At 68.3% G+C, this 20,746-nt stretch carries 22 protein-coding genes; 15 read left to right on the top strand and 7 right to left on the bottom strand.

Annotation, left to right across the window (positions count from 1 at the left end):
• Nucleotides 1-87: 87 nt before the first annotated feature.
• Nucleotides 88-879, top strand: a complete 792-nt coding sequence (locus AC1DYI_RS08470) for an HDOD domain-containing protein (protein ID WP_477203654.1) — start codon at nucleotides 88-90, stop codon at nucleotides 877-879.
• Nucleotides 880-905: 26 nt separating this feature from the next.
• Here the strand turns inward: AC1DYI_RS08470 and AC1DYI_RS08465 are convergent, their stop codons facing one another.
• Nucleotides 906-1,367, bottom strand: coding sequence for a hypothetical protein (locus AC1DYI_RS08465; protein ID WP_477203653.1), 462 nt, complete (start codon nucleotides 1,365-1,367; stop codon nucleotides 906-908).
• Nucleotides 1,368-1,478: 111 nt separating this feature from the next.
• Between AC1DYI_RS08465 and AC1DYI_RS08460 the strand changes: the two genes are divergently transcribed.
• Complete coding sequence (locus AC1DYI_RS08460; protein WP_477203652.1) at nucleotides 1,479-3,299, top strand: DUF885 domain-containing protein; 1,821 nt, start codon at nucleotides 1,479-1,481, stop codon at nucleotides 3,297-3,299.
• Nucleotides 3,300-3,323: 24 nt separating this feature from the next.
• On the opposite strand, the gene AC1DYI_RS08455 is transcribed toward AC1DYI_RS08460, so the two are convergent.
• Nucleotides 3,324-3,872 carry an N-acetyltransferase family protein gene (locus AC1DYI_RS08455; RefSeq protein WP_477203651.1) on the bottom strand — a complete coding sequence of 183 codons (549 nt, stop codon included), beginning with the start codon at nucleotides 3,870-3,872 and terminating at the stop codon, nucleotides 3,324-3,326.
• Between the two features lie 174 nt (nucleotides 3,873-4,046).
• On the opposite strand from AC1DYI_RS08455, the gene AC1DYI_RS08450 reads away from it, so the two are divergent.
• Nucleotides 4,047-5,069, top strand: a complete 1,023-nt coding sequence (locus tag AC1DYI_RS08450; RefSeq protein WP_477203650.1) for a hypothetical protein — start codon at nucleotides 4,047-4,049, stop codon at nucleotides 5,067-5,069.
• Between the two features lie 7 nt (nucleotides 5,070-5,076).
• Here the strand turns inward: AC1DYI_RS08450 and AC1DYI_RS08445 are convergent, their stop codons facing one another.
• Complete coding sequence (locus tag AC1DYI_RS08445; protein ID WP_477203649.1) at nucleotides 5,077-6,159, bottom strand: DUF2855 family protein; 1,083 nt, start codon at nucleotides 6,157-6,159, stop codon at nucleotides 5,077-5,079.
• 130 nt (nucleotides 6,160-6,289) lie between these two features.
• Here AC1DYI_RS08445 and AC1DYI_RS08440 point away from each other — a divergent pair, with 130 nt between their 5' ends.
• From AC1DYI_RS08440 to AC1DYI_RS08425, 4 genes are all read left to right on the top strand, one after another.
• Nucleotides 6,290-7,297, top strand: coding sequence for a retropepsin-like aspartic protease (locus tag AC1DYI_RS08440; RefSeq protein ID WP_477203648.1), 1,008 nt, complete (start codon nucleotides 6,290-6,292; stop codon nucleotides 7,295-7,297).
• Between the two features lie 199 nt (nucleotides 7,298-7,496).
• Nucleotides 7,497-8,495, top strand: coding sequence for a S1C family serine protease (locus AC1DYI_RS08435; protein WP_477203647.1), 999 nt, complete (start codon nucleotides 7,497-7,499; stop codon nucleotides 8,493-8,495).
• Complete coding sequence (locus AC1DYI_RS08430) at nucleotides 8,489-9,112, top strand: helix-turn-helix domain-containing protein (protein WP_477203646.1); 624 nt, start codon at nucleotides 8,489-8,491, stop codon at nucleotides 9,110-9,112. The genes AC1DYI_RS08435 and AC1DYI_RS08430 overlap by 7 nt, the downstream gene beginning before the upstream one ends.
• Nucleotides 9,113-9,135: 23 nt before the next feature.
• Nucleotides 9,136-10,089 (top strand): S1C family serine protease, encoded by a 954-nt coding sequence (locus AC1DYI_RS08425; protein ID WP_477203645.1) that lies wholly within the window; start codon nucleotides 9,136-9,138, stop codon nucleotides 10,087-10,089.
• Here AC1DYI_RS08425 and AC1DYI_RS08420 read toward each other — a convergent pair.
• On the bottom strand, nucleotides 10,083-10,529 hold the full coding sequence (locus AC1DYI_RS08420; RefSeq protein WP_477203644.1) for a DUF2214 family protein: 447 nt from the start codon (nucleotides 10,527-10,529) through the stop codon (nucleotides 10,083-10,085). The genes AC1DYI_RS08425 and AC1DYI_RS08420 overlap by 7 nt on opposite strands.
• 134 nt (nucleotides 10,530-10,663) lie before the next feature.
• Here AC1DYI_RS08420 and AC1DYI_RS08415 point away from each other — a divergent pair, with 134 nt between their 5' ends.
• From AC1DYI_RS08415 to AC1DYI_RS08380, 8 genes are all read left to right on the top strand, one after another.
• Nucleotides 10,664-11,323 (top strand): TetR/AcrR family transcriptional regulator, encoded by a 660-nt coding sequence (locus tag AC1DYI_RS08415; RefSeq protein WP_477203643.1) that lies wholly within the window; start codon nucleotides 10,664-10,666, stop codon nucleotides 11,321-11,323.
• 64 nt (nucleotides 11,324-11,387) lie between these two features.
• Nucleotides 11,388-11,840: an SRPBCC family protein gene (locus tag AC1DYI_RS08410; RefSeq protein WP_477203642.1), complete on the top strand. Its 453-nt coding sequence runs from the start codon at nucleotides 11,388-11,390 to the stop codon at nucleotides 11,838-11,840.
• Nucleotides 11,827-12,189 (top strand): ArsR/SmtB family transcription factor, encoded by a 363-nt coding sequence (locus tag AC1DYI_RS08405; RefSeq protein ID WP_477203641.1) that lies wholly within the window; start codon nucleotides 11,827-11,829, stop codon nucleotides 12,187-12,189. Before AC1DYI_RS08410 ends, AC1DYI_RS08405 begins: the two co-directional genes overlap by 14 nt.
• Before the next feature lie 305 nt (nucleotides 12,190-12,494).
• Nucleotides 12,495-14,174 carry a glycoside hydrolase family 44 protein gene (locus AC1DYI_RS08400; protein ID WP_477203640.1) on the top strand — a complete coding sequence of 560 codons (1,680 nt, stop codon included), beginning with the start codon at nucleotides 12,495-12,497 and terminating at the stop codon, nucleotides 14,172-14,174.
• A gap of 51 nt (nucleotides 14,175-14,225) precedes the next feature.
• Nucleotides 14,226-15,071, top strand: a complete 846-nt coding sequence (locus AC1DYI_RS08395) for a GNAT family N-acetyltransferase (RefSeq protein ID WP_477203639.1) — start codon at nucleotides 14,226-14,228, stop codon at nucleotides 15,069-15,071.
• Between the two features lie 143 nt (nucleotides 15,072-15,214).
• Complete coding sequence (locus tag AC1DYI_RS08390; RefSeq protein WP_477203638.1) at nucleotides 15,215-17,044, top strand: DUF1800 domain-containing protein; 1,830 nt, start codon at nucleotides 15,215-15,217, stop codon at nucleotides 17,042-17,044.
• A gap of 11 nt (nucleotides 17,045-17,055) precedes the next feature.
• Nucleotides 17,056-18,411 carry a DUF1501 domain-containing protein gene (locus AC1DYI_RS08385; protein ID WP_477203637.1) on the top strand — a complete coding sequence of 452 codons (1,356 nt, stop codon included), beginning with the start codon at nucleotides 17,056-17,058 and terminating at the stop codon, nucleotides 18,409-18,411.
• Between the two features lie 242 nt (nucleotides 18,412-18,653).
• On the top strand, nucleotides 18,654-19,004 hold the full coding sequence (locus tag AC1DYI_RS08380) for a hypothetical protein (protein WP_477203636.1): 351 nt from the start codon (nucleotides 18,654-18,656) through the stop codon (nucleotides 19,002-19,004).
• Nucleotides 19,005-19,067: 63 nt separating this feature from the next.
• Here AC1DYI_RS08380 and AC1DYI_RS08375 read toward each other — a convergent pair whose 3' ends face one another.
• From AC1DYI_RS08375 to AC1DYI_RS08365, 3 genes are all read right to left on the bottom strand, one after another.
• Complete coding sequence (locus AC1DYI_RS08375) at nucleotides 19,068-19,472, bottom strand: GFA family protein (RefSeq protein ID WP_477203635.1); 405 nt, start codon at nucleotides 19,470-19,472, stop codon at nucleotides 19,068-19,070.
• Between the two features lie 53 nt (nucleotides 19,473-19,525).
• A complete protein-coding gene (locus tag AC1DYI_RS08370; RefSeq protein ID WP_477203634.1) occupies nucleotides 19,526-20,116 on the bottom strand; it encodes an NIF family HAD-type phosphatase in 591 nt (196 codons plus the stop codon).
• A gap of 131 nt (nucleotides 20,117-20,247) precedes the next feature.
• Nucleotides 20,248-20,746, bottom strand: a 499-nt coding sequence (locus AC1DYI_RS08365) for a zinc-binding dehydrogenase (RefSeq protein ID WP_477203633.1), incomplete at its 5' end; no start/stop codon positions are given.

Genomic DNA, 20,746 nt, shown 5'->3' with positions numbered 1-20,746 from the left:
CACTTCGCCCTATCACGCTGGCCGACGGGCGCCCAATATGGGTTTATCTTTGCCAACCGTTCCCCCAAAGAGCGACCGGAGTTGCCTGTGAACATCGAACTCAACCTGCCGGCCCATCCGCAGACGCTGCTGCAACTGAGCGAGTTGCTGCGCAAGCCCGACCTCAACCTCAGCGACGTCAGCCAGCTGATCGAAACCGATCTGTCGCTTGCTGCCGCGGTGATGAACACCGTCAGCTCGCCGCTGTACGGGCTGAAGGGTCGGGTGCAGAGCGTGCAGCAGGCGGTCACCTACCTGGGCGTGCGCGAGATTTCAGCGATCGCCTATGAGAGCGGACTGCGGACCGCGTTTCCGCAGGTGCCCGAGTTGCACGCGGTGTGGGAACGCGCCCGCATGCGCGGCATGCTGATGGGGCGGATCGCGCAGGCGCTGTCGATGGAAGCCTGGAGCGCCCACACCGCCGGCCTGTTCGAAGAATGCGGCAAGGCGGTGCTGTACGCCCACTCGCCCGAGCAATACCTGCCGCTGCTGAAAGCGGCTCCCAACGACGGCGCGCTGGTCGAGATGGAACAGAACGCCTTTGGCGTCGGCCACCCCGAAGTCGGCGCGCGGCTGTGCGAAAGCTGGGGCCTGCCGGCTGCCACGGTGAACTGCGTGCGCCACCACGTGACTGTCAACCTGACGCATCGGCTGCCTCCCGTGTCGCACCGCTATGTCTGCGTGCTGTCCACCCTGGCTGACACGCTGATGAACGCGCCTGACCAACTGGAGCAGGTGGTCTCGAAGATCGCCCCGCAAGCGATGATGGACCAGACCTCGCTGATGCGCAGCCTGCACAAGGTCAAGGACAAGATCGACGACACGCTGGCCAACGGCTGAGCGCGGTTCGACGATAGCCGGCTCGATCAGCGCCCGGCGCCGGCGTAGAGCGCCTGCAGCCGGCGGTGGCGATGACGGAACACGAAGCGGTAGATCGGCATCATCAGCCGCGTCGTCCACGGCGCCCGCCCCTCGACGGTGACCTGGTCGGTGACGATGCAGCCGCCCRCAGTGGCCTCGGTCGTTCGCTTGTGCTCCCACAGGCGATTGGCCCATGAACTCGAACGCTCATGAAACCCGCGCTGCGGGTCTATCGATTCGAGCTGCAGCGCATGAACGTCCACCGGCAATACGCCGAACAGCAGGATCACGCTGCGAAACAGCACCTGCCCGGTCGTCCATTGCGGCAGCGGACAATCGCGCCAGCTCGCCGGGGTGGTCATGCGCACCAAGGGCATCAACTCGGCGTTGACCGCGTCCATCGACATGCCGGCCCAGAAGTCTTCGGGGCGGATGGGTAACTCGGATCGGATGCTGAAGCTGGGCATACGCGTGCCATGCTAGCCGGTGAGCTGGCCGCAGCCGGTGGCGCCCCATGCGTTGCCGCCATGGGCCTACTCGGGCGTTGCAGGTGAGGCTGAAATAGACTGCGCCGCACCATGCCGAACCACCTGCCGCCTGACGATTCGTTTCAGATCAACCGCCGCCATGCGCTGGCCCTCGCCGCAGGTGCCGCGTGGGCCGGCTTCGGCGCCGGCTGCGCCACGTCGACGCCCACGCGTTCTCCACAAGACTTCGACACCTGGGCCGCCGCCTTTGCCGCCGACTGGGTGCGCCTGTCGCCCGAACGCGCGACCTTCACGCAGTACTTCAGCGGCGCCGAACAGGCCGCGCTGGACCGCCAGCTGACCCCGCAAACGCACGAGCACCGCGCGCACGTTCGCGAGACCGCGCGCAAGGGCTTGGCCCAGTTGGCAGGGTTCGACTTGGCGGCCTTGACGCCCGACCAGCGCACCGGCGCCATCACGATGCGCTGGAACCTTGAGCTCACGCTGGCGGACGAGCCCTTCGAAGACCACCGCTTCCTCTTCAACCAGTTCGGCGGGCTGCAGATCCGGCTGGTGTCGTTGTTCAACGAGGCGCAGCCGCTGCGCAAGCCGGCCGACGTCGGCGTCTACATCGACCGCCTGACGCAGATCGACGGGCGCATCGACGAGGCCATCGCCCGCACACGTGCCGCTGCCGCCAAGGGCCTGCTGCCGCCACGCTTCATCCTCGAACGGGCCCGCACGCAGGTGCAGGACTTTCTGGCACCACCATCCGAGAAGAACCTGTTCGTCGAGGCGCTGGAGCAACGCAGCGCGCTGATCGAAGGCTTGCCTGCAGCCGACCGCGCCGCTGCCGTTGCCACCGCCACGCAGCTGGTCGAAATCCGCATCCGCCCGGCGTGGCAACGCCTGCTGGCGCTGATGAACGAAATGCACCCACGCACCAATGCCGATGCCGGCCTTTGGCGGCTGCCAAACGGCGCTGCGGCCTATGCGCAAGACCTGGCCAGCTCGACGACAACCCGGCTGAACGCCGAAGAGATCCACGCCATCGGCCTGCGCGAGGTGGCGCGTATCGAAGGCGAGATGGACCGGGTGCTGCGCACGCTGGGCCGCTCGGCCGGCAGCATCGAAGAGCGGATGACGGCACTGCGGGCCGAACTGCAGCCCCCGGCCGAGCCCGACCCGCGCCCGGCGCTGATCGAGCGTTTCAAGACCATGGTGGCCGACAACCAGCGGCGCAGTCAGGCGCTGTTCAACCTGCAGCCGAAAGCGCCGGTCGAAGTGCGCCGCGAGCCGGCGCTGACCGAGAAGACCGCGGCCGCCCACTACAGCATCCCGGCGCCGGACGGCAGCCGGCCCGGTGTTTTCTGGGCGCCATTGCCCGGCCCGATCTTCAATGTGCCGGGCATGCGCAGCCTGGCCGTGCACGAGGCGGTGCCGGGCCATCATTTCCAGCTGACCATCCAGCAAGAGCGCACCGACCTGCCGCACTGGCGCCAACGCCAGGTCTTCAGCGGTGGCAGTGCCTACAGCGAAGGCTGGGCGCTGTATGCCGAGCGCCTGGCCATCGACCATGGCTGGTACGAAGGCGACCCGCAGCAGCTGCTGGGCGCGCTCGACAGCCAGCTGTTCCGCGCCCGCCGCCTGGTGGTCGACACAGGGCTGCATGCGATGCGGTGGACCCGCGAGCAGGCCATTGCCTACGGCATCAGCGCGCAGGAAGTGGAGCGTTATGTGGCCAACCCCGGCCAGGCCTGCGCCTACATGATCGGCATGCTGCACCTGCTGGACTTGCGCGCACAGGCGCAGCAGGCGATGGGGCCCCGGTTCGATGCCCGCACCTACCACGACCTGGTGCTGAAGACCGGCTCGGTGCCGCTGGACGTGCTGCGCGACGTGGTGCTGCGCTGGTCGACGACCACGTCGTGACCGCTTGAGCGCGGTTCGGCGGCATCAGGCGCCAGTGGTCATCAGGTCGAGCGCCATCGACGTGTAGGCCAGGCGCTGGCCGTCGATGCGGAACATGTCCGGGATTTCGCCGACGCGCTGAAAGCCGAGCGACTGGTAAAGCGCCACCGCCGAGGCGTTGCTGCTGAGCACCTGCAGATCGATGTGCTCGATGCCCACTTCGGCACGCGCCCATTCGCAAGCGGTGGCGACCAGCCGGCGCGCCAGGCCCTGGCGCCGGTGGCTGCTGGCCACGCCGATCCCGAGCAGGCAGCGGTGCGACGTGAAAGCCTCGGCATGCGCGCGCAGGTCGATGTGGCCCGCAATGCCGCCGGCGTCGTCCCACGCCACCCAGGCGCGGCGCCAACCCGGCTGGCCTAGTGGCAGCACCAACGCCCGGCGAAAGCGCTCGGCACGCTCGCCAGTGAACACCGACAGCTCGCGCGACAGCGGCTGGAAGTAGCCGGTGGCCGGGTCGCCGTTGTCCTGCAGGTGTGCGTTCAGGTAACGGGCAAAGGTATCGAACTCGGCCAGGGCCAGCGCTTGGATCTTCAACTTAGGGGCCCAGGTGGAAATGTGTGTCGGGAAGCAACCAGGATGGGGTGAAAGCCGCGCTTGGCTACGCGAGCGACGGGCGCGTGGCTGAGAATCGCGCTCCATCGCCAGACCGTCTGTCCCGAGGTCCACCGATGAACGCCAGCGATGGCGGTCCGCGGCTGGCCCAGCCCCATGCGCTTCATTCTGCAGTTGTTCTATGCCCCCGCCATCCGGACCGTCTCGGAGGCACAAGCGCTCACCGCCAGGCGGCGTGAAGCCACCGCTAGCCAGCTCGCGCGCTTTCGCGCCTTCGCCGACGCCGTCGAGCAGGCCGGCGCGGCCGGGCTGGAGGTCGATGTCGCAGAAGATGCGGTGCTGGTCGTCACGTTGGCGCGGCCCGTCGATCGTGCGCTGCATGGCCACATCGTCCGGTCAGCGGCCTTGGCAGGGCTGCACATGCTCGACCCACAGAACAACCGGCTGTACCGGGCCGACGGCAGTCTTGTGCGCGCCGAYGGCAGCGTCAAGCCGGCACCGATGCCGCCCGAGGCCCCTGCGCTGACGAGCGATGCCGTGCTGGCGCATGTGCGCGCCCGCTTCGCCGAGCGCTTCGTCGCGCAAGGCTTCGTGCCGGGGTCCGGCCAAACGGTCGTGCGCCGCGGCGAGACGGTCGATCAGAAGGTCTGCTTCGATGCCGAGCCGCAGGGCGCCGCGGTGTTGCTGCGGGCATCGGTGGCCTTCCAGTGCCCCGATGTGTCGCATGTCTGGCAGGACGCGCTGGGCGACGCTGCGGCACCCACGCCTCAGCGCGTGTCGACCGAACCGCCGCCGGACGTCACCTTGAAGCCCAGCGAGTTGACCCTGGGCCCCGAACGCCCGCCAGACGTGGCCGAGGTGCATTCGCTGCAAGACGCAGACCGCTGGACCGACACCTTCTGCACCTGGTTCGCCGGCACCGCATTGCCACGGCTGAATGCAGTGCGGCGCGCCGCTGACCTGGGCGCGCTCGCGCTGAGCGACACCCAGTTGCGGCAGCTGCCGCGGCGCCAGGACCTGCCGCCCGGCGAACAGTTCAGCCGCCTGGTGCTCGCCGCCGCCTTCGACCCCGAGCGCCTGGCGCTGTGGACCGATGCGCTGCGTGGCCGGTCAAGCGCGGGCAACAGCGGCCACGATCGCCAGCGTCTCGACCAGCTGGCTGCCTTCCTGCAGGCCTGAGCGCGACTCAGTCCAGCGCCAGCACCAGGCCGACGTTCGGCGGCACCTGCCCGGCCAGCGCCTGGGCATAGGCTGTCTGCACCGCGTCGACGCCCGTGCCGCGCTGAACCGATAGCCAGGTCTGCGCGTCGCGGACGAAGCTGCGCCATTGCTCGGTCACGCGTGGCTCGATGCCTTCGCGGCCCCAGTCCTGTGCGCGCTTGCGCAGCCGGTCGGGTGCGAAGAAGAAGATCGGCTTCACGCCGGGCACCGCTGACTTGGCGCGTTCGGTGTCGCGGTGCGACAGGCCGACCGCGCTGCTGTAGACCAGCCGCTCGCCCAGGTGTTCGTGTATCTGCAGGCGCAGCGCGGCGCTGCCGGCGAAGTCGACGTACACGGTCACGGGGTCGGCCGGCAAAGTGRCCAACTGGTCATAGGTCAGCACCCGGTCGTAGCAGCCGAGATCGGCGACAAAGCCGCGGTTGCCCGCCGACGTCAGGCCCACCACCTCGACGCCGCCGCGCCGATGCAGCAAGTACGCCAGCCCGATGGCCGTCTTCGCCGAGGCACTGGACAGCAGCACCCGCGTCGCGCCGAAGAAGCCCTCGTCAGCCAGGAAGTCGTCGATCAGGAACGAGGTGATGAACATCGGCCGCAGCAACGCCTGCAGGTCTTCGTCTTCTCGGCGATAGGCCGGGTCACCCGCTGTGCGCAGGTACAGGTTGTAGGCGGCCGGCAAGGCCTGGCGGTGAGCGGTGGCGTCGATGAAACTCGCCGCACCCAGGCGCTGAGGACGCAGCGTGAGGTGCGTGGCCATCGGCAGGAAGCCGTAGATGCGCTCGCCGGGCGCGAGGCCCTCGCAGCGCGATTCGACGACGTCCGCGAAGCCCCACACCGGGATGTGGCCCCAGCCCTCGGGCGCGGGGTAGAACTTCCAGTAGCCGATCGAGTCGCCGGTTTCGCCGTAGGTCACGTTGTTGGCCGTGAAGGCGAAACGGTCGACCTTCAGCCGCACTTCACCTTCCTCGAGCGGTGGCAGCACTTGCTCGACGGTCTGGGTGCGCGCCAGGTCGTCGCGCGCGACGACAAAGGAGCGGGTCGTAGTGGTCATGGGCTGGTCCTTCCTGCTTGAAGCCGTGGCGGGCGAGATGGTGGCAGGCACCGGTGACCAACCATGTCACCAGTGCGACGACCCCTCTGCGAAAATGGGCGGACAAGAGAGAGGGATTTGAAAAATGAGAATGAGAAGAGCGACCGCCCGCCAGTGCCTGGTGGCGGTGGCGATGCTGGTGGCATGGTGGTGGCATAGCCACGCCGAGGCGGCACCCTGCCGTTTCGTCAAATTCGCGACGCTGGCGGTCGACACGCAACGGGTCTCACCGTACATCGACGGCTCGGTCAATGGCCATCCGATCAAGGTACTGGTCGACAGCGGGGCCACCGGCACGTCGCTGACCCGCTCGATCGCCGAACGAGCCGAGTTGCCGCTGTCGCACAGCGGCATGGTCAACGTCGGCGTCAGCGGTGACTCGGCCGACTACAACGCCCGCGTCAAGGAGCTGACCTTCGGCCCGGTGCGCTGGGAGCGGGTCAACCTCTCGGTGATCTGGGACCTGGCGAAGGACATGCCGTTCGAAGCCCTGCTGGGCGCCGATTTCCTGTTCCAGAACGACACCGAGTTGCTGCTGGCCGAAAAGCAGATCCGCTTCTTTCGGCCGGAAGGCTGCGGCAAGGCCCACCTGGCCTACTGGGATGCCGATGCCGCGGTGGTACCGATGCTGCCCGATGCGCCCAATGACCGCCGCGCCGTGATCCAGGTGCTGGTCAACGGCCATCCGTTCAGGGCGCTGATCGACACCGGAGCCACGGTCAGCTCGATCGACCAGGCCGCTGCGGCCAAGGCTGGCGTCGGACGGCCAGCGAGCGCGCCACCCGGCAGCGCGGCCAGCGCCGGCGAACAGGCCGTGGGCATCGGCACCCATGCCGTGCCCATGTGGGTGGGCACTTTCGACCGCGTCGAGATCGGCAGCGAATTCATCGAGAACGCCAAGCTGCGGGTCATGGACATGCGGGGCGCCGCACTCAAGGACACCAACACGCAACAACGGGCCGAGCTGTTGGCCACCGAGGCCCAAATGGTGCTGGGCGCCGACTTCCTGGCGGCCCACCGTGTGCTGATCGCCGTCAGCCAACGGCAGGTCTACCTCACCCACCTGGGCGGCCGCGTCTTCTCGGTCGCGGAGCGCTGAGGCGCTGATCGAACGCCAGCCCTGCGCTGGCCGATCTTGAAATGTCGGCGGTCGGGGGCCACCTTGGAATGGTGACCCACCGCTTGCCACCTGCCCAATCGGGCAGCCTCCCCTGCCCGATCAGCGGATGCGCCGCGGCGCGCCACAGCTCAGCATCGACACGTCTTGAACGATCGATGCTGCACAGAAAGGCGCCGCGATGAACTCCCCTTTAGCTTCCCCCTCTTCCGGCGGCGACAGCGCGTCGCCGCTTTCGCATGTGCCCGGTGTGGCCGATGCCGTTGAACGTGTGGCCCGTTCGGTGGTCGGCCTGGGCACGCGCCGCCACGGCGCCGCCGCGGGCGTGGTGTGGCAACCCGGCGTCGTGCTGACGGCCGCGTCGGCGGTGGGCCACGCCAGCCGCGTGCATGTGCTGTTGCCCGACGGCGAGAGCGTGGTCGGCGAGGTGCGTGGCGTCGACCCGGGAACTGACCTGGCCGTGGTGGCGCTGCCCGCGTCGGCGCATGGGCTGCCAGTGGCTGAACGCCGCCCTGTCGACGCGTCGCTGCGGGTGGGCGACTTTGTCTTCGCGGTCGGGCGCAACGGCTCGGGCTCGGTGCATGCGAGCTTCGGCCATGTCGGCGGCGCCGGCGGTGCCTGGCGCACTTGGCGCGGCGGCGCGGTGGACCGGCTGATCCGCCTCGATGGCGGGCTCTAMCCCGGCCTGGTCGGCGCACCGGTGGCCGATGCTGCCGGCCAGGTCGTCGGGGTGGCCAGCCCGGCACTGTCGCGACACCATGGCGTGGTGCTGCCTGCCGAGACCGTGGACCGCGTCAGCTCAGCGCTGCTGGCGCATGGCCGCGTCGTGCGTGGCCACATCGGCATCGCGGCGCAGTCGGTGGCCTTGTCGGCAGCGATGCAGGCGGCCGCTTCCACCGACAGCGCTTCGGGCCTGCTGGTGGCCGGCGTTGGTGAAGACAGCCCCGCTTCCCGCGCCGGGCTGCTGGTGGGCGACATCATCGTCAGCGCCAATGGCCAGGCGGTGACCAGCATCGAGACACTGCGCGACCTGCTCAGCGCCGAGCGCATTGGCCAGACGTTGCCCTTGCAACTGCTGCGCATTGGCCAGACGTTGCCCTTGCAACTGCTGCGCGGTGGCCAGCCGGTGACCGTGAGCATCGAAGTGGCTGAGCACCGCCCCGTCCACCACCGTTGCTGAGTCGCTCGACCATGCAGGTGCTGGTGATCGCCGCCACACGCTGGGCCGCCGAAGGCCTGGCGGCTGCACTGCAGCGCGGCAGCGGGCACACCGATTGGACGGCGCGCACGCTGACACTCGGCGAGCTGCCCATCAGCAGCGGCGGTGCAGCCGAAGTCGCGGTGCTTGCCACCGACGAACCCGGTGACGCTTTGCATGGCCTGCCCGCCACGCTGCCCGTGCTCGTGCTGGGGGCGTTGGCGCCACCGAACGAGCCCGGCTCGATGCGGCCGTTGGGCTGGCTGCCGGGCGAGGTCGGCGATACGCGCCTGGCCGTGGCGGTGCAGGCGCTGGCCCATGGCCTGAGCGTCTTTCCGGCCGACCATGCCGGGTTGCCCGCGGCCCTTGTTTCGCGCGGCGGCCAGACCACCGAGCTGCGCGACCCGCTGACCGCGCGCGAGCTGGAAGTCTTCGAGCTGATGGCCAAGGGCCTGGGCAACCGGGACATCGCTGGCGCGCTGGGCATTTCCAGCCACACCGCCAAGTTCCACGTCGCGCAGATCCTGGACAAGACCGGCTCGGCGACGCGGACCGAAGCGGTGCACCAAGGTCTGCGGTTAGGGCTGGTGGGTCTGTGATGCATGCTGTTTGAGGACCCACGATGAACGACCACGATGATGATGTCGCGCTGCTCGACGCCTACTCACGCACGGTGATCGACACGCTGGAGCGCACGCGCGCCGGCGTGGTGTCGCTGCAGCTGGCGCCCAAGCCTGGCGCACGTGGCGGCGGTGGCGCCGGCTCGGGCTTCCTGATCACACCGGACGGTTACCTGCTGACCAACCACCACGTGGTCGAAGGCGGTGGCGCGGTGACGGTGCAGTTCGACGACGAGTCGCGCCTGCCCGCCCGCGTGGTCGGCAGCGATGCCGACACGGACCTGGCCCTGGTGCACGTGGGCGCGGCACGCGCGCTGCCGCACTTGGCACTGGGCGACTCGACCCGGCTGCGCGTCGGCCAGGTCGCGATCGCGATCGGCAACCCGCTGGGGCTGGGCCACACGGTCACCACCGGCGTGGTCTCGGCATTGGGCCGCTCGCTGCGAGCCCGCAACGGTCACGCGATCGACGACATGATCCAGACCGACGCCAGCCTGAACCCCGGCAACTCCGGCGGGCCGCTGCTGGACACCCGCGCCACGGTGATCGGCGTCAACACCGCCTTGATCGCCGGCGCGCAGGCCTTGTGCTTTGCAGTGCCGGCGCACACCGCGCGCTGGGTCGTCAGCGAGCTGCTGCAGCATGGCCGCGTGCAACGCGCGTGGCTCGGTGTGTCAGCCCACACGGTGCCGCTGGCGCGTCGCGTGGCGCATCACCACGGCCTGGCGCTCGACAGTGCGATCTGGGTCGACGAGGTGCTGCCGAAAGGCCCGGCCGAGCGCGCCGGGCTGCGCAGCGGCGACCGCATCGTCGGTGTCGACGACACGGCCGTCGGCAATGTCGACCAGTTGCACCGCGTGCTGGCCCGCGACCGCATCGGCCGCCGGACCCAGCTCAGCCTGCTGCGCGGCACGCAGCGCACGGCGGTCGAACTGGTACCCGAAGCGCGTCAGTAGCCAATCCCGCGCGCCATCATCACCGCGAAGATCGGGATCAGCGCGATCAGCACGGCCTCGGCCAGCATCCACTGGCGCAGCGAGCGCATCGCCGACGCGTCGGGCACCACGCCCTGCTTGCGCCAGCGGATCAGCCGCACGGTCGGCACGGCCGACAGCAGCCCGACGACGATGAAGACGCTGATCTTGGCCCAGAACATCTCGTTGCCGGCGTAGTAGGCCCAGCCCTTGGCGCCATAGACGGCACGGATGAAGCCGGCCGCCACGACCCCCATCGACAACATGCCGTAGGCGCCGTCGAGCTTGCCCAGCTGGCGCAGGCGCCCGGCATCTGGCGCGGCGCTGGCCAGCACCAGTTCGGCGAACAGCACGGCCACGAGCGAAAACACCAGCAGGTGGTGAATCGAGGCCAGCAAGGCATCCAGGGCAACCGGGCTCATGGTTATCTTTCCATTGTCAAGATGATGATGGGCGGATCGTAGGTGCTAAGCTTGACACTGTCAAGTTCGAGTCCTCGTAGGGCCAGAGCACGTGTTTCCGAGCACACTGCGCSCGCCCTCTCTGCCGTCCATCGATGCCCAAACCACGCCCCCCCGCTGCCGCCGACACCTACCACCATGGCGACCTGCGCCAGGCGCTGATCGACGCCGCCGAGTCGATGCTGCAGCAGCAGGGGCTGGAGGCCTTCACGCTGCGCGAATGCGCGCGCCGCGCTGGCGTCTCGCATGCGGCGCCGGCCCACCACTTTGGCGACGCGCGCGGCTTGCTCAGCGCCTGCGCCGCCAGCGGGCTGGACCGGCTGGCCGACACGATCGACGGCTACCTCTCGCTCGCCCCGACTGGCGACACCACCGCCCGCCTGCGCGCCGTGGGCCAGGCCTACATCGATTTCGCGCTGGCCAACCGGGCGCTGTTCCAGCTGATGTTCCGGCGCGACCGGTTGAACCCGCAGGACGACGCGCTGCGCGCTGCTGGCAAGCGGGTGGGCGACGCACTGCGCGACGCGATCGACACGGTGCTGGCCGAACGCAAGCTGCCCGCGGCCGAGCGCGGCCAGCGCATCCTGCTGGCCTGGTCGCTGGTGCACGGCTACGTGACGCTGGTGCTCGAGCAGCAGACCGGCGAGCTGTTCGGGCTCGATGCCGACCAGGGCGAAGCCGCCAGCGCAATGGGTGGTGAGCTGCTGCGCCTGCTGATCGACGGTCTCGCCAACCCCCTGCGCCGCGCAGGGTAAACGCAACTACCTGGTTGCTCATCAACACCTTCGCTGCTATAAATAAGCAACCAGAAGGTTGCATATGAGCAGCACTGACCGGATCGAGAAACAAGTTCACCTGCGCGCACCGCGCACACGCGTCTGGCGCGCACTGACCGATGCCAAGGAATTTGGCACCTGGTTTCGCGTCAAGCTGGAGACCGGCTTTGCCGTCGGCCAGAAGGCGGTCGGCCACATCACCTACCCCGGCTACGAGCACCTGAAATTCGAAGCCACGGTCGAGCGGATGGAGCCCGAGCGCCTGTTCGCCTTGCGCTGGCACCCGGCCGCGGTCGACCCGAAGGTCGACTACAGCAGCGAGCCGGCGACCTTGGTCGAGTTCCGCCTCGAAGACGCCGACGGCGGCACGAAGCTGACGGTCACCGAGTCGGGCTTCGATGCGCTGCCGGCGCACCGGCGCGAAGAAGCCTTTCGCATGAATGACGGCGGCTGGGCGATCCAGATGCAGAACATCCAGGCCCATGTCGACGGCTGAGGCCGCACGGCCGGCCCGCGGGCTCGACCCGCAAGCCGCCGCTGTGCTCTTCGCCGCCCTGGGCGACGGCACCCGGCTCGACCTGCTGTGGCGCCTCTCGCGCCACGGCCCGGGCTCGATCGCCGAACTGGCGGCCGAAGCCGCCGTGTCGCGCCAGGCCGTCACCAAGCATTTGAAGGTGCTGGCGGACGCCGGCTACGTGCGCGGCGCGCGGCGCGGCCGCGAGCACATCTGGCGCATGCAGCCCCGCCGCTTCGACGAAGCCCGCGCCTGCCTGGACCGCATCTCGCGCGAATGGGACGTGGCCTTGAACCGCTTGAAGCAGTTCGTTGAAGATCAACCGGATTGACGACACAGCGGGCTTCAGACAGCGTGGTCTTCGCCCACCCCACCGGGCAAAGGGTGGCGGCAGGTCACTAACTTGTTAAAAGCACGGCATCGCCAACGGCCTCCACCCCTTCCTACCAATCGAGTACCAATTCGTGCTTCGATGGGGACGAAGTCGGGTTTACACCGGCAAATCACGAGTGGCCGTAACCAGCGGTTGCCGATATTGCCGGGCGGCAGCGAGCTGCCAGGCGCGGCGCTTGCCTGGATGACTAGCATCAATGCACGGGTCAACAACGACCTCCCCAACAGCTTCTGGAGTACCTCATGCCTGGCCGCCCGCTGCCGCTCACCCAACCCCTGCACCTGCTCGCCGCCGCTTGCCTGTGCGCCTTGTCCGCCGCCAGCTGGGCCGCTACCRGCCCGGCAGTGACCGTTGACGCCACCGCGGACAACCACACGATCAGCAACTACATCTACGGCATGAACTTCGCGCCGGAGGCCCTGGCCAAGGAGCTGAAGCTGCCGGTGCGCCGCTGGGGCGGCAACCGCACCACGCGCTACAACTGGAAGATCGACGTCGACAACACCGGCAGCGACTGGTACTTCGAGAACATCCCGAACCCGCTGCCTGTCGGCCGCACGCTGCCCGACGGCTCGGCCGCCGACAAGTTCGTCGAACAAGACCGCCGCACCGGCACGCAGACGCTGATGACGCTGCCGATGGCCGGCTGGGTCGCCAAGCGCCGTCCGCCGAACGACAACCACCCGTTCGATTGCGGCTTCAAGGTCAGCGTCTACGGCCCGCAGCAGTCGGTCGACCCGTGGGACACCGACTGCGGCAACGGCGTCAAGACCAACGGCACCAACATCACCGGCAACAACCCGGCCGACACCAGCGTGGCAGCCGGCGCCTCGTTCGACCAGGACTGGATCCGCCACCTGATCGCCAACTACGGCAAGGCTGATGCGGGCGGCGTGAAGTTCTACAACCTCGACAACGAACCCGAGCTGTGGCGCTTCACGCACCGCGACATCCGCCCGCAGCCGCTGAGCTACGACGAGCTGCGTGACCGCACCTGGGAATACGCCGCCGCGGTGAAGGCGGTGGACCCGGCCGCGCAGACGCTGGGCCCGTCGGGCTGGGGCTGGACCGCGTACTTCTACTCTGACCTCGACACCGCGCAAGGCGGCGACTGGTGGAACCACCCGCTGGACCGCAACGCGCACGGCGGCGTGCCGCACGCCGAGTGGTACCTGCAGCAGATGAAGGCTTACGAGCAGCAGCACGGCAAGCGCATCCTCGACTACCTGGACGAGCACTACTACCCGCAGGCCAACGGTGTGTTCTCGAACAACACCGACGCCGCGACCAACGCGCTGCGCCTGCGCTCGACCCGCGCGCTGTGGGACCCGACGTACAYCGACGAAAGCTGGATCGCCGACAAGGTCAACCTGATCCCGCGCATGCGCAGCTGGGTGGCCAACAACTACCCCGGCACCAAGCTCGCGATCAGCGAGTACAGCTGGGGCGCGGTGAACCACATCAACGGCGCACTGGCGCAGGCCGACGTGCTGGGCATCCTGGGCCGCGAAAAGGTGGACCTGGCCACGCTGTGGTCGCCGCCGAACAGCACCGACGCCGTCGCCTACGCCTTCCGCATGTACCTGAACATGGATGGCAAGGGCGGCCGCTTCGGCGCCTACAGCGTGCGCGCCACCAGCGCAGACCAGGGCAAGCTGTCGGTCTACGCGTCTCGCCGCGGCAAGCAGGGTGCGATGACGCTGATCGCGGTCAACAAGTCGGGCACGCCGCTGAGCAGCAAGATCACGCTGAGCCATTTCACGGCCGGCGCCAACGCCAAGGTCTACCGCTACTCGCCGGCCAACCTGTCGGCGATCCAGCACCTGGCCAACACGCCGGTCACGGCCGGGGTGATCAACGCCGAGTTGCCGGCCGACTCGATCACGATGTACGTGGTGCCGGTGGCCGCTGCGGCCAATTGACCACGGCGGCGGCGCGGCCGGACTGGGGCCGCCCGCCGCACAATGGCGCGCATGGACTGCACCGTGCGCACCATGCACCCCCACGAGGTGCAACTCGCGATCGACTGGGCCGCGCAGGAGGGGTGGAACCCCGGCCTGCACGACGCCGAATGCTTCCATGCGGCGGACCCCGAAGGGTTCCTGATCGCCGAGGTCGACGGGCAGCCTGCCGGCTGCATCAGTGCCGTCTCGTATGCCGGCCACTTCGGCTTCATCGGCCTGTACATCGTGGCGCCAGCCTGGCGCGGCCAGGGCATCGGGCTGCGCTTATGGAACACGGCGATGGCGCGACTGTCGGGCCAGGTGGTCGGCCTCGATGGTGTGCCGGCCCAGCAGGCGAACTACCGCCGCAGCGGCTTCACGCTGGCCTGGAACAACGCCCGCATGACGGGGATCGCGGGGCCGAACCGTGACGGCGTTTCGCCGCACATCGTCCGGCTCTCCGACGTTGATTTCGCGGCGCTGTGCCGCAAGGACCTGAGCGTCTTTCCCGCGCCGCGCGACGCCTTCTTGCGCGCCTGGACCACCATGCCGGCTTCGACGGGGCTGGCGTGGATGGAAAGCGGCGAGCTGCGCGGCTGGGGTGTGATTCGGCAGTGCCGCCAAGGGCACAAGATCGGCCCACTGGTGGCCGACACACCGGCGATCGCATCGGCGCTGTTCGCAGCCCTTGGCAGCACGGTGCCGGCGGGCAACGCGGTCTTCCTGGACGTGCCGATGCCGAACCCGCATGCGCTTGCACTTGCGCAGGCCTACGGCATGAGCAGCGTGTTCGAAACGGCGCGCATGTACGCTGGCCCGGCACCGGCGTGTGATCTGGACACCATCTACGGAATCACGACCTTCGAGCTCGGCTGAGCGCGTTTTGACGCGCGACAGTGCACCCGCCCGGTTAGCTTCGAGCAATCCTTCCGCTCTGCGCCTTCCTTGAACGTGGGGGGGCGGCCGCTGGCGCGCCTGAATTCGCACGACACTTCTCGATGCGAACTGGAGGGATTGAGATGAACACAACCACGCACGATAGGGCCGCTGTGTGCCCGGCCGAGGCGCGCCCCGCGGTCGACAGCCCGATCGAAGCACGTTCCTCAGCGTTGCCCTTGCTGGCAGGCGCGGTGCTGGCCGGTTGCGGTGGCGGCTCGAACGACGATGCGCCGGTGACGGCGGCAGAGGCGCGTCAGAAAGCGCAGCAAGCCCCCGCCGACAGCCGTGTCGCCTACACACCCGAAGAGCTGGCCGCGGCCTTTGCGCCCGACGGCCAGGGCGCCGTCAACGCACAGGTCGCCGCGCGCTTCCTGATCCACGCCAGCCACGGGCCGACCGTGTCGACGCTTGCTGCCGTGCGCACCAAGGGCCTGGCGCAGTGGATCGAAGACGGTTTTGCCGCACCACGCGGCGAGCGCCACGTCGACCGCATCTTTGCGCAGCGTGACGCGCTGGGCGGCTGGCTCTACGACATCCCGACCTTCGGCCCGCCGAACTCCGAGTTCATGATGAACGAGGCCTGGCGCGCCTTCATGACCGGCCCCGACGCGCTGCGCCAGCGCATCGTCGCCGCGTTGCTCGAGATCTTCGTCATCACCACCCGCGTCGGCATCATCGGGATCGGCCAGAACCAGATCACCGCGGCCGCCTACGTGGACATGCTGAACGACCGCTGCTTCGGCAACTTCCGCGATCTGCTGGAAGGCGTGACGCTCAGCTCGGCAATGGGCGTGTACCTGTCGTACCGCGACAACCTGAAGGCCGAATACGGCCCGGACGGCCTGCCGACCCGCGTGCCGGACGAGAACTACGCGCGCGAGCTGATGCAGCTGTTCTCGATCGGCCTGTACGAGCTGAACACCGACGGCAGCCTGAAGCTGAAGAAGGGCAAGCCGCGCGAGACCTACACGCAAGACGACGTGTTCAACCTGGCCCGCGTGTTCACTGGTTGGCGCGTGCCCAAGCCGGTGCCGGGCGAGCCGGACATGGCCGAGTGGAGCAAGCCGATGGTCGCCGTGGCGGCCAACCACTCGCCCGAAGAAAAGCGCTTCCTCGGCAAGGTGATCGCGGCCGGCACCAAGCCCGCCAACAGCCTGAAGCGTGCGCTGGACACGGTATTCGCGCACGCCAACGTCGGCCCCTTCATCGGCAAGCAACTGATCCAACGCCTGGTCACCAGCAACCCCAGCGGGGCCTACGTCGCGCGCGTCTCGGCCGCCTTTGCCAACAACSGCTTCGGCGTGCGCGGCGACATGCGCGCCGTAATCCGCGCCGTGCTGCTGGACCCGGAGGCGCGGGCCGGCGACCAAGGCGGCGGCGACCTCGTCGAGATCCGCGGCAAGGTGCGCGAGCCGATGCTGCGGCTGGTCGCCGTGGCCCGGGCGATGGAGGCTGGCGATCCCGGCACGGTGGTCTTCCCGATCGCAAACTTGAGCGGCGCGTCCACCGGCGTCGGCCAGTCGCCGCTGAAGTCGCCGACTGTCTTCAACTTCTTCAGGCCCGGCTATGCGGCGCCGCAGTCCGAGCTGGGCGCGCTGGGCCATGTGGCGCCGGAGTTCCAGCTCGTCAACGGGCCGGTGATCGCCGCGTCGGTCAACAAGATCAACGAGTTCGTGCGCGACATCGACACCTACCTGCTGATCGAGATCGACCACCTGCGTGGCATGACGCCGCGCGCGCTGGTCGAACGCGTCAGCCTGCTGTTGACCGGCAACAGCGTGTCGGCAGCCGACCTGGACGCGTTCACGACACTCGTCAACAAGATCTCGCCGTTCTACGCGAAGCTGCGTGTGCAGGTCGCGCTGCAGCTGGTCGCGTCGTCCGCCGCCTTTCTCGTTCAAGCCTGGTGAGGGGCGCGATCATGAGCCAAATTTCCCGCCGCGCCTTCCTGCGCCATGCCAGCCGCTTTGCCGCCCTCGGTGCTGCCGCACCGCTGGGCCTGAGCCTAGCCTCCATCGGCGCCGCTTCGGCCGCCACGTTGCCCAACGACTACCGCGCACTGGTCTGCGTGTTCCTCTACGGCGGCAACGACAGCCACAACACCATCGCCAGCTGCGACGAACCGACCCATGCGCGCTACGCCCAAGCGCGCGGCAGCCTGGCCCTCGGCCGCGACGCGCTGGTGCCCTACCAACTGAACCCGGCCCAGGCTTGGCCGGATGACCAGGCCTTTGCGCTGAACCCCGCCCTGCAAGCACTGCTGCCGGTGTTCAACAGCGGCCAGCTCGCGATGGCGATGCGCGTAGGCACCCTGCTGCGGCCCGTGACGCGCGACGACTTCTTCGCCCAACGCCACCTGCCGCCCAAGCTGATGTCRCACAACGACCAGTTCAGCGAATGGCAGGCGCTGCTGGCCGAGGGCGCGCAATCGGGCTGGGGGGGCCGCATCGGTGACCTGCTGGCTGCCGACGCCGGCCAGCAAAGCTCGCTGTTCACCGCGATTTCGCTCGACCAGAGCGCGGTGTACTCCACCGGCACCGCGGTCAACGAATTCATGGTCGCGTCGACAGGGCCGGTGCGGCTGGCCGCGATCCCCGGCTCGCCGGGCTCGGACACCGCCATCTACAACTCGCTGACGCGTGCCAGCAGCCACCTGATGGCGCGCGAGCTGACGCGGCGCACCCAGGTGGCGGAAAGCGGCGCCGGCCAGCTGGACAGCGCACTCAGCGGCATCGGCGACTTCGGCCTGCCGCCGACCCTGCTGGGCCAGCAGCTGAACATGGTCGCCAAGCTGATTGCGGCGCGCAGTGCGCTGGGCATGAAGCGGCAGACCTATTTCGTCTCGATGAGCGGCTTCGACCTRCACAACGGCATGGCCAGCACGCACGGCCCGCTGCTGCAAGAACTGGGCGACGCGATGGCCTCGTTCCAGACCGTGATGAACAATGCCGGCCTGGGCGACCAGGTGCTGAGCTTCACCGCCTCGGATTTCGGCCGCGCGTTGACGATCAACGGCGACGGCACCGACCACGGCTGGGCCGGCCACCACTTCGTGATGGGCGGCGCCGTCAAGCCGCGCCAATGGGTGGGCGCGGTGCCGCGCTGCGAGCTCGGCGCGCCTGACGAAGTGGGGCAAGGTCGCATGCTGCCGGCCATCTCGGTCGACCAGTTGGGCGCCACGCTGGCCACCTGGATGGGCGTGCCCGACAGCGAGCTGGGCACCGTGTTCCCCAACATCGGCGAGTTCTCGCAGCGCACGCTGGACCTGCTGCGCTAGCCATTTCGCCGCTTGTTGAGCGGCACGCGAGGCGCACCGCATGGAGCGCCACACCTGTCAATCCAAAGGTCGACAGGTGCCTAACGATTTTGTGGAGGCCGACCCGCCTCGGCCCTCACTGTTCGTACAGATCATCACGATCCTTCATCACCGCCGGTCGACCGGGGGGCAAACGCTATTGACGCGTCATGCCGCTCGCAAAGATAAAGGCGACCTTGTCGTAACACCTTCTAACGCTCTTTATGAAGTACCGCCTTACCTTGAATCTGCTGACGGCTTCGATGCTCGTCGGTCTCGCCGGTTGTGCCACGCAGGTGCGTTTCGAGTCCGACCCGCCGGGCGCTGAAATCGTTTACGAACGCAGGGGCCAGACGCTGGGCACCGCGCCGTTCGACATGCGCATCAAGGACCAGTTCGGCTGGTTCAGCGTCTACCGCTTCACGGCCACACTGGAAGGCTACGAGCCGGTCACGCTCGAGTTCCGCGAGCGCTCGCCGTTCGACGCCCAACAGGTGGTGCCTCCCCTGGTCCGCTTCGACATGAAGGCCAAGGTGGCGTCCAGCGCGCCGGCCGCATCGAGCGCAGCGGAGTAAGCGCTTCATCCCAGCCCTAACGGTTGGTTGGTGGGTGCCAACGCACCCACGCGGCTTGCCGCTTCAGGCCGGGTCTTTCTCGTAGGCGACGACACCCGGCGGCAACTGAACCCAAGGGTGCCGCCGGCAGTCGTAGACCGACACCTGAGGCGCCGGGAAACCCGGGTCGGCAAACGCGCCCACCGCCACGCTCACACCGCCCTCCACACCCTCTTCGGTGTGGAACAGGTTGGTCCCGCAGACGGGACAGAAGCGGAAGATGAACCGTGCCCCTTGATCGCCGGTTCGCACGTACTCTGTCGCCTCACCGTTGACCTGGTACGGCGCGGCAAAACCCGCCAACGCGGCAAAGACGCTGCCCGTTCTTCGCTGGCAAGCCAGGCAATTGCAAATGCCGACGCCCCGCGGCTCGCCCTGCACTTCGATGCTCAGTTGGCCGCAGGTGCAGGATGCTGTTCGAGTGGCCATCTGGTCCTCGTCAAGAGTTGTCGGCAAGGGCGCACACCCATCGAGGCCTGCATTCAGGTAGCCACGCCTCTGGCAAGCTGCCTACGCCACTCGCGCTTCTCGACCGCGCGCACGTTGGCCACCGGCGCAAGCCTGCTCAGGTACGTCGAGAGCTGAAGCAACTCGTCGTCGGCCCTGTCTCCGACGAACTCGCGCACGGCAACGAGGTTGCCATAGCTCCTGGCGTATTTCGATGGTGTGTCGTCCACCGCGATGATCGCCTCCAGCGCGTAGCCTTGCCGTTTCAGCTTGCTGAGGTTCTTGATCGTGGTGTAGTGGCCAGTGGTCCAGTCGCGCGCCGTGGTGCACCGCTGGCTGGACCAGATGAACTTGAGCACGCCGGGCTCGAAAATCCGCTCGATCACTTGCGCGGCGTATACCTCGCCGGACGCCGTCCACACCGCCAGATCAAAGTGCTGTGACACCGCGTCGATGAACGCCGTCAAGTGCGGGCGCCTGTAGACGAAGTACGGCCCGACGCGAAAGTCCTCGCGATGCTCCAACGGCGTTTCGCGGGCATGGACAAGGGTCTCGTCCAGATCGAGAACCAGGAGTTTTCGGGTCGGGCTCATCATCAGGCCGGCAGGGTCGAAATCGTTGCGCACGGCCGGACCCCTCGTCCGTCCGCCGCCACATATTGCCAGCCATTTCGATGGGGCTAGAGCCGCAACGGAAAGGGCCTGCGCGGATCGCTCCGCGCAGGCCCTTCGTCAGTGCGGCTAAGGTCAACCGCCGATCAGAACCCGTCCAGCACGGTCTTGCCGATGGCGCGGCCGCTCTCGACATGGGCTTGCGCTTCGCGCAGCGTGGCCACGCTCAGGGTGCCGAAGTGGCGGGTCAGCGTGCTGCGCAGCGTGCCGGCGTCGATCGCCGCGGCGACCTGGGCCAGCAGCTCACCCTGCTTGGCGATGTCGTCGGTCTGGAAACGGCTTCGGGTGAACATCATTTCCCAGTGCAGCGAGAGCGATTTGGCCTTCAGYGGGCGCGCATCGATCGGCTCGTTCGAGTCGTCGATCAGCGCCAGCTTGCCTTGCGGCGCCAGCGCATTGATTAGCGCGCTGTAGTGCTGCTGCGTCTGCGTCAGGCTGGCCACCAGGTGCACCGGGCCCAAGCCGGCCGCGGCCAGGGCCTGGTCCAGCGGCTGGGTGTGGTCGATCACATGGTGGGCGCCCATCTCCTGCACCCAGGCTTGGGTGTCCGGCCGCGATGCGGTACCGATCACCTCCAGCTTCGTC

The sequence above is a fragment of the Ideonella sp. P3_A4 genome, from assembly GCF_056403075.1.
The sequence above is the reverse complement of the archived record's forward strand: the minus strand, read 5'-3'. Positions and strand labels throughout refer to the sequence as shown.